This is a genomic window from Mesorhizobium sp. M7A.F.Ca.AU.002.02.1.1 (genome assembly GCF_003998535.1).
Lineage (GTDB): Bacteria > Pseudomonadota > Alphaproteobacteria > Rhizobiales > Rhizobiaceae > Mesorhizobium > Mesorhizobium ciceri.
In genome coordinates this window covers 1-15,653 of the sequence record NZ_RZPB01000054.1, presented here as the reverse complement: position 1 = coordinate 15,653, position 15,653 = coordinate 1, and the positions used below count along the sequence as shown (strand labels likewise).

General features: G+C 62.4%; 17 protein-coding genes and 1 pseudogene. 9 read left to right on the top strand and 9 right to left on the bottom strand.

Going from position 1 to position 15,653, the window contains the following annotated elements:
* The 6 genes and pseudogenes from EN879_RS05985 to EN879_RS05960 all read left to right on the top strand — a co-directional run.
* Window positions 1-243: pseudogene (locus EN879_RS05985) on the top strand (DNA primase); the annotation flags it as partial.
* Window positions 244-669: 426 nt separating this feature from the next.
* Window positions 670-2,691: an RNA polymerase sigma factor RpoD gene (gene rpoD / locus EN879_RS05980; RefSeq protein WP_013530149.1), complete on the top strand. Its 2,022-nt coding sequence runs from the start codon at window positions 670-672 to the stop codon at window positions 2,689-2,691.
* Between the two features lie 181 nt (window positions 2,692-2,872).
* Window positions 2,873-3,166: a GYD domain-containing protein gene (locus tag EN879_RS05975; RefSeq protein WP_063168777.1), complete on the top strand. Its 294-nt coding sequence runs from the start codon at window positions 2,873-2,875 to the stop codon at window positions 3,164-3,166.
* A 131-nt stretch (window positions 3,167-3,297) separates the two neighbouring features.
* Window positions 3,298-3,666, top strand: a complete 369-nt coding sequence (locus tag EN879_RS05970) for a DCC1-like thiol-disulfide oxidoreductase family protein (protein ID WP_063168776.1) — start codon at window positions 3,298-3,300, stop codon at window positions 3,664-3,666.
* 159 nt (window positions 3,667-3,825) lie between these two features.
* Window positions 3,826-4,512 carry a PadR family transcriptional regulator gene (locus EN879_RS05965; RefSeq protein WP_063168775.1) on the top strand — a complete coding sequence of 229 codons (687 nt, stop codon included), beginning with the start codon at window positions 3,826-3,828 and terminating at the stop codon, window positions 4,510-4,512.
* Between the two features lie 112 nt (window positions 4,513-4,624).
* Window positions 4,625-4,924 (top strand): HlyU family transcriptional regulator, encoded by a 300-nt coding sequence (locus tag EN879_RS05960; RefSeq protein ID WP_024505488.1) that lies wholly within the window; start codon window positions 4,625-4,627, stop codon window positions 4,922-4,924.
* A 97-nt stretch (window positions 4,925-5,021) separates the two neighbouring features.
* On the opposite strand, the gene EN879_RS05955 is transcribed toward EN879_RS05960, so the two are convergent.
* From EN879_RS05955 to EN879_RS05930, 6 genes are all read right to left on the bottom strand, one after another.
* Complete coding sequence (locus EN879_RS05955) at window positions 5,022-5,231, bottom strand: hypothetical protein (RefSeq protein ID WP_013530154.1); 210 nt, start codon at window positions 5,229-5,231, stop codon at window positions 5,022-5,024.
* 93 nt (window positions 5,232-5,324) lie between these two features.
* Window positions 5,325-5,960 (bottom strand): outer membrane lipoprotein carrier protein LolA, encoded by a 636-nt coding sequence (locus EN879_RS05950; RefSeq protein ID WP_063168774.1) that lies wholly within the window; start codon window positions 5,958-5,960, stop codon window positions 5,325-5,327.
* A 56-nt stretch (window positions 5,961-6,016) separates the two neighbouring features.
* Entirely contained in the window at window positions 6,017-6,280 is a 264-nt protein-coding gene (locus tag EN879_RS05945; protein ID WP_013530156.1) for a YMGG-like glycine zipper-containing protein, read from the bottom strand.
* A 118-nt stretch (window positions 6,281-6,398) separates the two neighbouring features.
* Window positions 6,399-6,785 carry a hypothetical protein gene (locus EN879_RS05940; protein ID WP_082826532.1) on the bottom strand — a complete coding sequence of 129 codons (387 nt, stop codon included), beginning with the start codon at window positions 6,783-6,785 and terminating at the stop codon, window positions 6,399-6,401.
* A 298-nt stretch (window positions 6,786-7,083) separates the two neighbouring features.
* A complete protein-coding gene (locus EN879_RS05935) occupies window positions 7,084-8,286 on the bottom strand; it encodes an MFS transporter (protein ID WP_063168772.1) in 1,203 nt (400 codons plus the stop codon).
* A 126-nt stretch (window positions 8,287-8,412) separates the two neighbouring features.
* On the bottom strand, window positions 8,413-8,871 hold the full coding sequence (locus EN879_RS05930; RefSeq protein ID WP_063168771.1) for an Lrp/AsnC family transcriptional regulator: 459 nt from the start codon (window positions 8,869-8,871) through the stop codon (window positions 8,413-8,415).
* Between the two features lie 170 nt (window positions 8,872-9,041).
* Here EN879_RS05930 and EN879_RS05925 point away from each other — a divergent pair, with 170 nt between their 5' ends.
* Both EN879_RS05925 and EN879_RS05920 read left to right on the top strand, forming a co-directional pair.
* Window positions 9,042-9,776 (top strand): AzlC family ABC transporter permease, encoded by a 735-nt coding sequence (locus tag EN879_RS05925; protein WP_127273982.1) that lies wholly within the window; start codon window positions 9,042-9,044, stop codon window positions 9,774-9,776.
* Window positions 9,773-10,072, top strand: coding sequence for an AzlD family protein (locus EN879_RS05920; RefSeq protein ID WP_013530160.1), 300 nt, complete (start codon window positions 9,773-9,775; stop codon window positions 10,070-10,072). The genes EN879_RS05925 and EN879_RS05920 overlap by 4 nt, the downstream gene beginning before the upstream one ends.
* Before the next feature lie 6 nt (window positions 10,073-10,078).
* Here the strand turns inward: EN879_RS05920 and EN879_RS05915 are convergent, their stop codons facing one another.
* The 3 genes from EN879_RS05915 to EN879_RS05905 form a co-directional block, all read right to left on the bottom strand.
* A complete protein-coding gene (locus tag EN879_RS05915; protein WP_063168770.1) occupies window positions 10,079-12,652 on the bottom strand; it encodes a polynucleotide kinase-phosphatase in 2,574 nt (857 codons plus the stop codon).
* Window positions 12,649-14,091 (bottom strand): 3' terminal RNA ribose 2'-O-methyltransferase Hen1, encoded by a 1,443-nt coding sequence (locus EN879_RS05910; RefSeq protein WP_244514334.1) that lies wholly within the window; start codon window positions 14,089-14,091, stop codon window positions 12,649-12,651. Before EN879_RS05910 ends, EN879_RS05915 begins: the two co-directional genes overlap by 4 nt.
* Before the next feature lie 104 nt (window positions 14,092-14,195).
* Complete coding sequence (locus tag EN879_RS05905) at window positions 14,196-14,831, bottom strand: FMN-dependent NADH-azoreductase (RefSeq protein ID WP_024505492.1); 636 nt, start codon at window positions 14,829-14,831, stop codon at window positions 14,196-14,198.
* 113 nt (window positions 14,832-14,944) lie between these two features.
* Here EN879_RS05905 and EN879_RS05900 point away from each other — a divergent pair.
* Window positions 14,945-15,653: LysR family transcriptional regulator (locus EN879_RS05900; RefSeq protein WP_164774325.1), on the top strand; the 709-nt coding region annotated here is incomplete at its 3' end.

The following is a 15,653-nucleotide window of genomic DNA, read 5'->3' as shown; positions in this document are numbered from 1 at the left end:
GCGCTGGAGACCGCCGCCCTTGTAGATGCCCGCGATGCTTTCAGCCAGGCGCTGCACTTGCAGCGCAGCGCGCGCACCTTACATAAGGAACTGAAACAGGCGGAAGCGGCGCTCGCCACCGATCCCACAGACGAAAACTACCGGCACCTGATCGAAATTCAGGCGCAATTCCAGGATGTGCAAGCCACGGAAGCGCTGATCGAAGGGTTTGGCGTCTCCTCGGGCAGGGCAGGGCGAGCTTAGTTGGAAGCGAGTGAATTGAGAAAGCGTCGTTGCGCGTCGAAATGGCGCGTAACGGGCTAAGTCGGGTAATTGATTCGCTTTTTTCATGCGAATCATGCGAGAGGCGCTTGACCTTCTGGCAGATTGGCGGAATCAGGACGATTCGAAACGTTAACCCGAACCCGCGTCGACGGGAAATAAGCGATGTGAGGTACTGGTCACTGGACAGGCAGCCCGCCTGCCACAGATATCAGGGTTAATCTGGACTTAATGGATGTCGCCCAAAAAGGGGAAACCCGGTTTTGGGGCAACGACATACACCAAACGAAACGAGTTGATGCAGTTACTGGCCCGGTGAAGCGCGTTTCATAAGCGAGCGCATCCGATTTGACTGGTCCGACAGCTTACGCGGCTTTGAAGTTCGGCCGCTAGGAGAAGATAAAGACTATGGCGACAAAGGAAAAGGAAGAGGTCGAAACCGAACGCGAAGGCGCCACCGATGGCCCTCTGCTCGACCTTTCCGATGATGCTGTCAAGAAGATGATCAAGGCCGCCAAGAAGCGCGGCTATGTCACCATGGACGAGCTGAATTCGGTGCTGCCCTCAGAGGAAGTGACCTCCGAGCAGATCGAGGACACGATGGCGATGCTGTCCGACATGGGCATCAACGTGGTCGAGGACGACGAGCAGGGCGAGGAGCCCGAGGCCGCCGACACCGCGGCCGATGCCGAGGAAGACGCCAACGAGCTGGCTGAGCAGACCGGCACCGCGGTTGCCGCCACCACCACCAAGAAAGAACCGACCGATCGCACCGACGATCCGGTGCGCATGTATCTGCGCGAGATGGGCTCGGTGGAGCTTTTGTCGCGCGAGGGCGAAATTGCCATCGCCAAACGCATCGAGGCCGGTCGCGAGACGATGATCGCGGGTCTGTGCGAAAGCCCGCTGACCTTCCAGGCCATCATCATCTGGCGCGACGAACTCAACGAATCCAAGATCCTGCTGCGTGAGATCATCGATCTCGAAGCCACCTATGCCGGCCCCGAGGCCAAGCAGGCGCCGGTGGTCGAGCGCGTCGAGGAAGCCAAGGTCGAGGACAAGCCGCGCCGTTCGCGCGACGACGAAGACGACATCACCAATGTCGGCGCCGATACGCGTGGGCTGACGGATGACGACGACGAAGACGAGGACGAAGCAAGCCTGTCGCTGGCCGCGATGGAAGCGGAACTCCGCCCGCAGGTGATGGAGACGCTCGACGTTATCGCCGACACCTACAAAAAGCTGCGCAAGCTGCAGGATCAGCAGGTCGAGAACCGTCTGGCCGCGGCCGGCACGCTGTCGCCCAGCCAGGATCGCCGGCTGAAGGAGCTGAAGGACCAGCTGATCAAGGCGGTGAAGTCGCTGTCGCTCAACACGGCGCGCATCGAGGCGCTGGTCGAGCAGCTCTACGACATCAACAAGCGCCTGGTGCAGAACGAAGGCAAGCTGCTCAGGCTCGCCGAAAGCTACGGCGTGCGTCGCGAAGAGTTCCTGAAGGAATATCAGGGTTCCGAGCTCGACCCGAACTGGACGCGCTCGATCGGCAACCTGACCTCGCGCGGCTGGAAGGAATTCACCAAGAACGAGAAGGATGCGATCAAGGACCTGCGCGCCGAGATCCAGAACCTCGCCACCGAAACGGCGATCTCGATCCTGGAATTCCGCAAGATCGTCAACCAGGTGCAGAAGGGCGAGCGCGAAGCGGCGATCGCCAAGAAGGAAATGGTCGAGGCCAATCTGCGCCTCGTCATCTCAATCGCCAAGAAATACACCAATCGCGGCCTGCAGTTCCTCGACCTGATCCAGGAAGGCAATATCGGCCTGATGAAGGCGGTCGACAAATTCGAATACCGCCGTGGTTACAAGTTCTCGACCTACGCGACATGGTGGATCCGGCAGGCGATCACGCGTTCGATCGCCGATCAGGCGCGCACCATCCGCATTCCGGTGCACATGATCGAAACGATCAACAAGATCGTGCGCACCTCGCGCCAGATGCTGCACGAGATCGGCCGCGAGCCGACGCCGGAAGAACTGGCCGAAAAGCTTGCCATGCCGCTCGAAAAGGTACGCAAGGTCTTGAAGATCGCCAAGGAGCCGATCTCGCTCGAAACGCCGGTCGGCGACGAGGAGGATTCGCATCTGGGCGATTTCATCGAGGACAAGATGGCGATCCTGCCGATCGACGCGGCGATCCAGGCCAATCTGCGCGAGACCACCACGCGCGTGCTGGCCTCGCTGACGCCGCGCGAGGAGCGCGTGCTCAGAATGCGCTTCGGTATCGGCATGAACACCGACCACACGCTGGAAGAAGTCGGCCAGCAGTTCTCGGTTACCCGCGAGCGTATCCGCCAGATCGAAGCCAAGGCGCTGCGCAAGCTCAAGCACCCGAGCAGGTCGCGCAAGCTGCGCAGTTTCCTGGATAGCTGAGACTTACCGATGCAAAGAGTTCAAGGGCGCCGATGGCGCCCTTTTTTGTTTGTGGGGCGCACTCTTGCGGGCCGGGCCCTTCGGGAGGATAATTTCGCTGTCGGATGCATTTCTGGGCGATAACCCGGATGCCCGCCCCGGCGAAGCCGCCGTGCTCCGTGGCCCCGGAGGGAGGTGTGCCATGACAAGCTACATCGTGCTGATGAACTGGACGGAGCAGGGTGCCAGAAACGTGCGCGAGTCACCGAAGCGGCTCGACGCCGCCAGAAAGCAGCTGGGAGACATGGGCGGATCGTTCAAGGCGTTCTACCTGACCATGGGCGAATACGACATGGTGGCGATGGTCGAAGCGCCCGACGACGCGGTGCTGGCGCGCTTCTCGCTGATGCTGGCGGCAGCCGGCAATGTCAGGACGCGGACGCTGAAGGCCTTTCCCGAATTGGCCTACCGCGAGATCGTCACCTCGCTCGGATAGAGCCTGTAGCGGAAGGGCCGGACCGGCTGGCCCGATACATTCTCCTTCGCGCGAGCGACCGAGCGACGTCTTGACGGCGCCCGATCGTTCGTGGTCCTTCAAGTTTGCGCTACCAACCAAATGCCGGAACTATGCTGACCGTCTGGTACAATACGCGCTGCCCGGTCTGCGATGCCGGGATCAGCAGGCAGAAGCGGCGGCTGATCGAAGCGGTCAAGGCTGGGCGGATCGAGTTCCGAGACATCAATCTTGAACCGGCAGCGCTAGCCGGATTTGGCGCGTCGCTTGAGGATATCCGCCGCCGGCTGCACGCCACCGATGCCGAGGGCCGACTGCTGGTCGGCGCCGATGTCGCCATCGCGGTATGGAAGGTCACGCCGGGCGAGGGCTGGTTGGCGACGCTGTTCGGCAATCCGGTTGCCTTGCCGCTGACACGCTTTGCCTACGATCGCTTTGCCGATCTTCTCTATGCCTGGAACCGGCGCAAGGGGCGCTGGTAGCCGAATTTATCGGTGGCCGCCGTTCGCAACGAAGCGGCCGAGACTGGAAAATCGAGCCCGCTGGTGCTGCATTCAGATACATCGTAAGATATATCTTGACTCCATCGATTGACTTGCCTAATTAAGATATATCGTACGATACAACTCAAGGAGCAATCAATGCACAAACACAATCATTTCGGGCGCGGTCATTTCGGCGAGCGCATGTTCATGCACATGGCCGGCAAATTCGGTGGCAGAGGGGGCGGCGGCTTTGGCCCGTTCGGCCACGGCGGCCGTGGTGGCGGGCGCGGCGGTCCGGGCGACATGTTCCGCGCCGGACGCATGCTGGCCGACGGCGACCTCAAGCTGATCACGCTGTCGCTGCTGGCCGAAGCGCCGCGTCACGGCTACGACATCATCAAGGCCCTGGAAGAGCGCACCAGCGGCATCTACAGCCCGAGCCCGGGCGTGGTCTACCCGACGCTGACCTTCCTGGAAGAGGCCGGCTATGCCGCCTCCGCCGCCGACGGTAACAAGAAGGTGTTTTCGATCACCGAGGCGGGCCAGGCGCATCTCGCCGACAACCGCGAGATGATCGACGGCGTGCTCGACCATCTCGAGCGCTTCGGCCGCAAAATGGCCAAGGCGCGCGACTGGTTCGGCTGGAACGACGAGAGCGAAGAGGGCGGGCGTCGTGGCGGCCGCGGGGATCGTTCGGAAGCGCGCGACGAATTCCGCGCAGTCCGTCACCGGCTGCGCGCGGCTCTGGGCGACTTCGTCGACGCCCCGGCCGACAAGCAGGCCGAGGCCATCGCCATCCTCGAAGCCGCCGCCGAGGCGCTGGAAGCGCTGTCGCACAAGTAAGCTCGTCCAGCCGACCGGACGCAGCCCTTGCCCGCTGGCCCAAGGACCGATAGTGAAATTCATCCCGCGTCACTCTACATGGTGCGGGATGAATGCTGTTGGAGGAAGTCCGATGTCTTTTCTGAAGCGTCTTTTCGGCGGTGGCGGCGGCGGAACCCAGACGGCTGAGCCGACGAGTGCAGCGCCAGCCAAGCAGGTCGAGCACAAGGGCTTTCTGATCAGCGCCACGCCCTACAAGGCCGATGGCCAGTACCAGACCTGCGGCGTCGTCTCCAAGGAGATCGACGGCGTGGTGAAGGAACACAAATTCATCCGCGCCGACCGCTTTGCCGGGCTCGATGACGCCGTCGACATCTCGATCAAGAAGGGCATCCAACTGGTCGACGAGCAGGGCGATCGGGTTTTTGGGTAAGGGCCGGACCATCGCCACACCGAGCGCCCCTTAGCCGCCCGGGCCTTGCGCCACGATAGACCTATCGCTCAGGGGTTGACGTGCGACCGCCAGCGGGTCAATTCGTCCTGGCGGGATCGATCGTCATCAGGCGTGCCCTTGCCTCGATCAGGTGCCTTTGCGCGGCCCTTATCCGGCTGCACAATGCCAGATTGAGGGCGACGCCACCTTCCTCATCCAGCAAGTCGTTCGCGCACTTCAAAGAGTGCTCAGCTCTCCTTATACGCAGTCTGGCTTTGGCCGCTTCCATGCTGTGAATTTCAATCATTGCGCCGCGTCCTTTGCGGTTCCGGTCCCTTCATGGACTAAACCGCTGATGATCGCATTGGTTCCGGCCCAGGGAATATGCCCGCGGCTTCGGCTATTTCGTTGTCGTGTTGAATTCACGGTTTGCCGTGTAATCGATCACGAAGGTACCCTCGGGAGCGCGAACGCCCTGCTTCACATTTGATATAGTCACCGTTGTGGTAAGTCCCTTCTCGTCGGTGAGGCTCCATCTGCGCAGATCGAGAGATTTACTGTCGAACACCATGGAGATGCTCGAATTGCCGAAGGTCGATCTGTCGGCCAGCTTGACGGTAACTTGGGCGCCATCGTCCCTGATGCTTTTCACGCGATTGCCGGAGAAGTCGACCTTATTGTCGAGCAGCAGCTTAAGCGGCGTCTTCGAGAGAGCATAAAGCCGCGATGTCTTCAGCTTTCTGTTATAAACCACCAGGGATTTGCCATCTGCAATCACGCTGATCCCTGATTGGCCTGCATAGTTGAATCGGATCTTGCCGGGGCGTTGTAGAAAAAACCTGCCACGGGTCCTCTCCGCATTTGGACCCGACTGGACGAAGTCCCCGGACATGGACTTTACCGATGAGAGGTGATCGGCAATCGTCTTGCCATCAACAGGCGCGGCGGAGATCGCGGCGGTGGATGCCGCATACATCGCGGCAGCGCTGGCAACGGCGAACCAGCAACCCAGCAGTACTTTGATCCGATAGCCCATCGCTTATCCCACCTCCGGAGCAGGCGCGTGATCGAAAGAGATCACGCGCCTCCAGGTCAGTAACCCTCCGGGCATCGTGCAACGTAAACCCGGCCATACTGATCGCGATATCTGCACTGGCCGGCTTCGCTGGCGTGCCCGATGACGGCCCCGGCTATCGCGCCAACCGCACCGCCAACAACCGCCCCTTGCACAGGATCGCCGGCCACCGCGGCGCCTACCGCTGCGCCACCCAAGCCGCCGACGGCAGCGCCTTGTTCTGTACGGGAGCACGCCGAGAGCGGAATGAGCAGGCTCAAAATGAGCAGCGTCTTTTTCATTGGTTCTCTCCTGGGCTACTATTAGCCAAAGCTTAAATGCTCAAGAAAGCTTTTCGATCCATCGTGGGTTGCCTGTCCGTCAAGCGCCGGGCCGTGGCGGACCCGTGTGCCCTCCGGCTCAAACGCCTGCAATCGCCAAAAGCCAGGCCAGGATATCGAGCAGCAGAAACAGCAGCGCAATCTGCAGCGCCACCCGCAGCCGCTGGATAATTCGCCAGTTGCCGGCCATGTCCGCCTTGATGCGAAGCGCAAGCGCGCGGCGCATGGCCGACATCGTCGTCGGCCTGTCGCCGTCGACATATTGATCAAGCAACTCTTCGGGATCGAAGCGGAATGTGTATTGGTGGTAGGGCCAAAGCATGAAGACGATCAGCCCGCCAATGCCGAACAGCAGGGCCACCGCAATCCAGTCCCAAGGCCCAAGCCCGTTGGAAAGGGCCGCACCGCCAAGCAACGAGTTTGCGAAGGCGGTGGCGAAGACAAGGCTGCCGGCGCGGCTGCTCATGTTCTCCACAAGGGTTTGCTGTTGCGTGAGACCTCTCACTGCTTCCTGATAAATGAATGCAAGACGCGGATCGTCGTCGGTAACAGCGCTTGCGGCAATTCTGTTGCTTTCGCTTCCACTCGGATGTTCGACCATCAGGGTGTCCTCTCTGGCGTGGACTGGATGCGCGAGCTCAGTCGAGATCGCTTGCCTGCAAACGTTGGCCGTAAGCTGCCTCGCGCAAGGGGGAATCCGCAGTGAACCGAACGGGCCAGGCTGATTGCGCGCCTGGCCAGCAAGGTGTGGAAATCGACGCGGACTAAGCCGGCTGCAACTCCCTGCGCGGTAGCGGCGGAAACGCGATGGCGATGCCGACCGCGCCGAGCCCGATAAGAGCCGAGCCGATGAACAGCCAGGAATAGTTGGCGTAGGCGTCGAACACCATGCCGCCGGCAAGCGGGCCCAGCGCCATGCCGAGGCTGGACAGCATGGTGGCGGCGCCGAACACGGTGCCGAGGATGCGCTGGCCGAAATATTCGCGCGCCAGCACCGCATAGAGCGGCATGACGCCGCCATAGGTGGCACCGAAGATAACGGCCAGCATGTAGAACTGCTCAAGCCGGCTGATCGAGAGATAGGCGGCAATGACGATCGCCTGGATCGCCAGGCCCGCGATCAGCACCGGCTTGACGCCCAGCCGGTCGGCCAGCACGCCGTAGAAGAGCCGGCCGCCGAGGCCTGCCAGGCCTTCGACACTGTAGATCGAGACCGCTGCCATGGGGGCGACGCCACACAGCATGGCATAGCTGACCATATGGAAGATCGGGCCGGAATGCGCCGCACAGCAGGCAAAGAAGGTCAGCCCCAGCACGATGAACTGCGGTGAGCGCAGCGCCTTGCCGACCGTCAGGCCGGCGCCTTCGGCAACCGGCGCGGAGCCGGTATCGGCCATGACGGGCTTCGGTGGTTGGCGCACCAGCAGCACCGCCGGCAACAGCAATAGCCAGGCGGTAATGCCGATATCGAACATGGCGGTGCGCCAGTCATAGGCGGAGATCAGCCAGCGGGCGAAGGGCGAAATCGTCATCGGCGCCACGCCCATGCCGGCCGAGACCAGCGAGACGGCGAGGCTACGGTTGGTGTCGAACCAGCCTGTGGTCAGCGCGATCATCGGCGCGAAAAAGGCGCTTGCCGCGAGGCCGACCAGCACGCCATAGGTAATCTGGAAGCTCAGCAGCGAACCGGCCCGGCTGGCCAGCACCAGCGCCAGCCCGAGCAGAACCGCGCCGGTCATCACGACGATGCGGGCGCCAAAACGGTCCGATATCGCGCCCCAGGCGAAGCCGCCAAGGCCCATCACCAGGAAGTTGAGCGTCATGGCGCTCGAAATGCCGGCGCGCGACCAGTTGGTGTCGATCGCCATCGGCTCGAGAAAGATCGCCAGCGAAAACATCGTCCCGATGGCGACACAGGACATCAGCGCGCCAGCCGCGACGATGACCCAACGATAGGAAAAGCTCATTCAAATCTCCCATGCCAGAGGGCAGCGCTCAGCGCTGCTTGCATCCGAAGGACGCCGGCAGCGAGGCTGATCCTACAATCCGGTTGCATTTTTTATCCAGTCTGGCCCGACGCCGTTTTCAGCAGATCAGACCGGCAGTTCCGACGTGTATTTGATCGTTTGGCTGGGGACGTCGGTCTTGACGTTCTGCACGCCCTTGATGCGGCTCAGATGCTCCGACTGGAAGCGGCGATAGTCGTCGATGCCGGCCGCCACCACGCGCACCATGGCGTCGCAATCGCCGAGCATCAGATAGCACTCCATCACCTGCGGCAGCTTGGCGACTTCGGTGGCGAAATGCTCGATCGTGTCCTCGTCCTGCGTCTTCAGCCAGATGCGGGTGAAGAAGGTCAGACCCTTGCCGATGCTGGCCGGGTTGAGCACGGCGACGTAGCGGTCGATGACACCGGCTTCCTCCAGCAGCTTCACGCGACGCAGGCAAGGCGATGGCGACAGCCCGACCTCATTGGCCAGATCGTTGTTGGCCATGCGGCCGTCGCGCTGCAGCGCCCGCAGAATCCGCTTGTCGATCTCATCCAGCTTCATGGCTACAGATTCCATCTATTCGAAAATTTGTAACATAAAATGCCAGAACTCGGCGAAATACAACAATCTCCGCAACCAAATTGCGGACCGATTTCGGTATGTTTGCTGCCGACATCAGTTGATTTCAAACGCAGAGAAGCGGCGGCCGCGAGGTCAGCCGATGAAGACACATGAGCATTTCACAGGCAGTCGAGACGGTGGCAGATGGTTCGAAATCCGAATTCCGCCGTGGCGTGGCGTCCTGCGCGCCGGTGCTGTTCGGCACCATCCCCTATGCGCTGGTGCTTGGCGCCCAGGCGACGCAGAAAGGCTTGAGCACGGTCGAACTGTCTGCCATGACAGGGCTGAACTTCGCCGGCGGTTCGGAGTTCGCGGCGATCCAGTTGTGGACGTCGCCGCCGCACATCGTGCTCATCGTCGCCATCACCTTCCTGGTCAACAGCCGTCACCTGCTGATGGGGGCGGCACTGGCGCCGTTCCTGCGCGACCTGCCACGGCGCAAGGTGTTTCCGGCGCTTTTCCTTATGTGCGATGAAAGCTGGGCGCTGGGCTTGGCCGATGCCAAACTGCGTGCTGCAGCCGGCATCACGCCGGCCTTCAGCCCGCGCTACTATATGGGCGCGGCGCTGGCGATGTATCTCACCTGGGTGGCCTTCACCACGCTGGGTGCCTTGCTCGGTCCGATGCTTGGCCATGTCGAGACCTATGGTTTTGACATGGCGTTCCCGGCTGTCTTCCTGGTGCTGATGCGCGGCATGTGGACGGGTATGGCGGCGGCGCGGCCCTGGCTGGTCAGCCTGGGCGTTGCAGCACTGGTCTATCTCTTCGTTCCCGGTGCCTGGTATGTCGCCGCCGGCGCCATGTCGGGTCTGGTCGCGGCCTGGCTGATGGCAGGTGATGCATGATTGATGCCGTGACCCTTCTCACCATCGTGCTGATGGCCGGCGTCACTTATCTGACGCGGATCGGCGGCTATGTCGTCCTACGCAACCGCACGCTGGGCGCCCGTGCCACGGCTGTGATGGAAGCTGCGCCCGGCTGCGTGCTGATCTCTGTCATCGCACCGGCCTTCGTATCGAAGTCCCCGGCGGATCTTCTGGCGCTGGCTGTTACTCTGGCAGCCGCCACGCGGTTTTCCATGCTGCCGACCGTGCTGATCGGGGTCGCTTCGGCGGGGTTGCTCAGGCATTTCATTGGGTAGTCTAGACTACAGCCTTGGATCTATTGGCTCGCTCTCCAGCGCCAGGACGCCGAAAACACACTCGTGGACACGCCGTAGGGGCTGCCTGGCGACAAACCGCTTCAGCGCCTCGTGACCGAGCGCGAACTCCCGGAGCGCCAGACTACGCTTGCCACCTAAGCCTCGTTCCCGCAGGCGCACGAGATTGTCCGGTGCGTCGTATTCAGGGCCATATATGATGCGCAGATACTCCCGGCCGCGCACCTTCAGCGCCGGCTGGATAACCCCCTTCTTGTTCCGGCTGACGAAGTCGCGCGGCTTCACCACCATGCCTTCGCCGCCCGAGCCGGTCAGCGTCTCCCACCAGGCAACAGCCTCGGCACAAGCGCCGGCGTCGGCCAGATCTACCACCCGCCATTGTGTTCGCGTTACCACGCCGGCAGCCAGGCGCTCTGCAAGTGTCATGTGCCAAACGTGGTCATGATCGAACCAGACACGTCCCTCGCTGGCGAGCAGGTGGAATGGTGCGACCTTCAGGTCCTCGATGCCCGAGACAGGCCACACGTAAGGCGCCCAAGCGGTAGCGTATCTGGCCGCGCGCGCGGCCCGGTCCTCAAGGCGAGCGTCCAGCGAGGCCGCATCGATGCCACGCGCCATCGCACGGGCCAGCGCCTCGCGACTGGCTTGGAGGCCTGCGGCCGCAGACGTCGCTACTGGTGCATACTGGCTTTCAATCAGGCTGCTGGCCTTGGCCGACCAGGGCATGATCTCGGCGTCCAGCAGCAGCCAATCGCTGTTCAATTCCTTCCATAGGTCCACAGCCTCGACTCTGGCGCGGAGGCGGGCGAGCAGGCCCTCCGTCATGCCAGTGCCGTTGAAAAAGGAGCGTCCGGTCCGGGTCCAGATCGCGCCGGTCTCGTCGCCAGGGACCCCGAACCGGTCGCGCGCCGCCTGTGCGTCTCGGCACAGCGCGATGACTGCCCGCGAACCCATGTGCTTCTCCTCGCAAACGATTTGGGTGACGCCACGCTCGCGGAAATGGGCGAAGGCCTCCTCGGGGCGCTCCAGCCAGCCGCTTTGGCTGCTGGTCTCCGATGGCGACATCGTCGGTGGCAGATACATCAACCACTGCGGCGACAATGCGAAACGGCTCATCACCTCAAGTGCTGCCGACGCGTTCTCCTCGGCCACAACGACCCGGCCCCTCAGTTCGGTCTCGATCCAACGTCGACCAGAGACATCCTCATAGTCGAGCACCCCGTCGGCGTCGGCCTGTGCCGATCTGCCCAGACCGGAGGATCCACCTAGTGGGCGCACCGGTTCGGACCAAGTCTGGATTGCCGGCACCTCGACCAGTTCGCGTTCCGGCCAGCGCAAGGCCGTCAGTTTGCCGCCGAACACGCAACCGGTGTCGATACACAGCGTGTTGTTGACCCATTCGGCCGACAGCACCGGCGTGTGCCCGTAGACCACGGCGGTCTTGCCGCGATAGGCGGCAGTCCAATCGGCACGGACGGGCAGGCCGAATTCGTCGATTTCGCCAGTGGTTTCGCCATAGAGGGCGAACTCGCGCACAGCGCCGGAGCCACGTCCGATCATCTCTTCCTTGAGGCCGGCATGGGCGACGGCGAGGCGTCCGTCATCCAGCCAGACGTGGCTGCGCAGGCTGTCGAGGAAGGCCGGCAAAGCCTCTCGCAGGCCGCGATCCTGAGCGTCCAGCTGATCGATGGTTTGTTGCAGGCCGTGGGCAATCGTCACCTTGCGGCCCTCCAGCCAGCGGCTGAGCTTGCGTTCGTGATTGCCCTGGACACAGTAGGCGGCTCCGGCCGCGACCATGCTCATGGCGATGCGCAAGGTGTCGGGCACGTTGGGACCGCGATCGACGAGGTCGCCGACAAAGACGATCTTGCGGCCTTCCGGCGGTGTCACAGCGACGATTCGTTCGCCATGATCCTCGGACCAGGCGACGCTGTAACCGAGTTGAGCGAGCAAGGCCTGAAGTTCATCGGCGCAGCCGTGGATGTCGCCTATGATATCGAACGGACCGTGGTGGTCGCGCTTGTCGGTCCACAATGGCTGGCGCGTGACCCTGGCGGTGTCGATACTGGCCTCGCTGGTAAGCTTCCAGACCTGGCGGAAACCTTCGCGTTGCAGCCCGCCGAGGCCCTTGCGAATTTCGGTGGTCATGCGCTGGACCACGCCGGCGCCGAACGGCCGGTCGGGTCGCAACGCGTTGCGAGCGACGCAGACGTCGACACCTGGATCGATGACCACGGCGACCGGCAAGGTGTGCCACTTGCGCGCAAGTTCGATCCAGGCCTTGCGGTCAGCGGCTCGCACGTTGGTGGCATCGATGACGGCCAGCTTGCGATACTTGAGCCGTTTGCTGGCAATCTCGCGCGCCAAATCGAAGGCATCTGCCGAGACATCCTGATCAGTCTCGTTGTCGCTGACTAGCGCGCGGCAGCGATCCGAGGAGATGATTTCTGTCGGCAGGAAGTGCCTGGCGGCGAAGGTCGACTTGCCTGATCCCGTCGATCCGATCAGCACGACCAGGGCGAAGTCAGGGATGGCGAGATCGGTCTTGTCGGGCTCTCTCATCGGGTGAACACCGCCATCTGTGTCGGCGCCCCCAGGACTGGGTGCACGGCTCCGATGTCGCTGAATGCGGCGCTGTAGCCATAGGCCTTGCCGATCCGGGCCGCCCAGGCTTCAAACCGAACGCGGCTCCATTCGAAACGGTGATCCGGATGGCGAAAGGCGCCGGGAGCCAGATTGGGAAACAAGGCGTTATAATCGGCGTTGGGCGTGGTCACGATCACGGTTTTGGGCGCCGTCTCGCCGAAGACAACACGTTCGATTAGGGGCAATCTGTCTTCGTCGAGATGCTCGATGACCTCCACCAACACGGCAACATCAGCTTCTGCCCAGCGGCTGTCGCGATATGTCAGCGATCCATGCATCAGCGTGACACGGCCTTCGGGCGGTCCGCCGAACTCGTTCAGCTTGAGACGCTTGGCAGCCCGTTCCAGCTCACGAACGGCAGGGTCGAGTCCGAACATCTTGTGGACCCATCGTTCGCGCACGAGCCGATAGAGAAGCTTGCCTTCGCCGCATCCCAGATCTGCAATACTGGTCGCGCCGGTCGCGCGGATGGCTCGGACCACTGCGTCCATGCGCAGGTCATTCAGTCGGATGGGCGCCTCGAGCGCTTCCTCGGGCGCAATCCGGGCTTCGGGAGGCAGGGCCTCACCAGCCGTCTCGGGAGCCAGTCGCTCTAGGGCGATGCGGGCCAACGCACCCCGGTTGCGCAGATAACGGCGCACGATTAGGTCTTTGGCTGGGTGGTTTTCCAGCCAGCCTTCGCCTTTGGACAGCAGCTTGTCGATCTCGGCCTCGCCAACCCAGTAGTGCTTGGCGTCGTCCATCACCGGGATCAGGACATAGAGGTGATTGAGCAGGCTGCTTAGCCGGCCGGTGCCGGTCAGCCTAAGATGACCGTATCGGGGGCCGCCTGTGTTGGATCCAATAGTTTCGATCGGTGTCAGGTCAACGGACCATCCCAAGGGTTCGAACAGACCCCGCACGAGAGCCTCGCCGCCGCGCATCGGCAGCGGGGTCACCACGGTTTCGAGCGGCAGGTCGCTGTCGGCCAGTTGCTGGCGTTCCTTTGATATGCCGGTCATCGCGGTTCGCAGCGCCTTATTCAATGCCACTGACAGGAAGGACGATGCCGCATACGGGCGGTCGTTCACATACTGGTCCAACAAGCCTTCTGCCTGCCCCTTGCCTCGCACTAGCCCTATAGGGTCGACGTCTAGCAGAAGTACGGCCTCGCAACGCTCGTCGGTCGCTTCCGGATAGAACAGCCAAGCCTTGCCGAAGGATAGGTCAGTCTCGTGCAGACGTTCGGGGTGCTTGTGCAGCAAGAAGCCGAGATCTGTGGCCGGACGTTGCGTTGTAGCGACGGAAAGGAACATCGGCGACCGATAACGCAGAACAGCAGAATAACCAATGGCGTTGCGCTGCAATTTATCCAACGCAATACATCCATTTTCCACACGTAACTTTGTCGCGCCGCCAAGAAAAAGGCAGGCGCGTACGCGCCTGCCTTTTTCAATTTCGGGTGGGTGGCCGCAGCGCCTTATGCGGCAGCCGCGACGTCCCGGCTGGCGGCCACGACGGCGTCGACCTTGGCGGTCGCCTTGGCGAGCGCTGCTGTCACCGCGTCAGGGCCCATGCCGACACCTTCGATGCGGATGACATCGACATCGGTCATGCCGAGGAAGCCGAGCACGCCACGCAGGTAGGGAATGGCGTGATCGAACTGCACGGCCGCACCTTCCGAATAGATGCCGCCGGAAGCCAGCACGATATAGACCTTCTTGCCGGTGACCAGACCCTTGGGGCCGTTCTCGCCATAGGCAAAGCTCTTGCCGGAGCGGGAGATGTGGTCGACCCATGACTTCAGGGTCGAGGAGATGTTGAAGTTGATGAAGCCGGTGGCCAGGATCACCGTGTCGGCGGCGAATAGCTCGTCGAGCACGACATCGGAGACGCCGACGACTTCAGCCTGGCGCGGGGTGCGCGCTTCGGCCGGGGTATAGATGCCCGTCGCATAGTCGGCATCGATGTGCGGCAACGGATTGGCGACGAGGTCGCGCACGACGAGCGTGTTCGACGGATCGGCGGCGACGAGCTTTTCGGCGAATTCGGTGGCGATGCGGGTCGAATGCGAGGCAGCGCCGCGCGGGCTCGAAGTGACAAGAAGAATGGACATTTTGGGCTCTCTCCAGCGGTTGGAATGATTTGTCCCGCCAGATATGGGGCTTTCGATCCATTCAATAAACTGGTATATTTTCTATACGATCCATCCATAAGTTGGATATAACGATGCAGCCCAACCCGACGCTCGATCAACTTCAGATCTTTGTGACAGTCGCCGAAGCCGGCAGCTTCTCGGCCGCCGGCCGCAAGCTCAACCGGGCACAGTCCGTCATCAGCTACGGCATCGCCAATCTCGAGGCGCAGCTTGGGCTGAAACTGTTCGAGCGCGAGGGCACGCGCGAGCCGCAATTGACGGAGATCGGCCGGGCAATGCTGGAGGACGCACGGCGCATGATCGGCGTGCTGCAGCGCATCCGCTCGCGCGTCGACGGCCACCACCAGGGGCTCGAGGCCGAGGTCGCGCTGTCGGTCGACGCGACGCTGCCGTCACCGGTGCTGGTTCGGGTGCTGAAGGCATTCGAGGCGCAGTTTCCGACCGTGATGCTGCGGCTGCACATCGGCACGCTCGGCCTGATCCCCGACCATGTCGTCAGCGGTCAGGCCGACCTTGGCATTGGCGGCCTGCTGGGCGATGTCGACGTGAACCTTGTGCGCATCGGCTTCATGTCGATCGTGCTGGCCGCCGCGCCCACCCACCCGCTGGCCTTGCTGCCGAAACCGGTGGCGATCGAGGATGCGCGCGAACACACCCAACTTGTCGTCACCGACCAGTCGGAGCGCACCAAGGGGCGCGACTTCGGCGTCTATGCCTACCGTACCTGGCGGCTGACGGATGTGCGCACCAAGCATATGCTGATGCGCGAGGGGCTGGGCT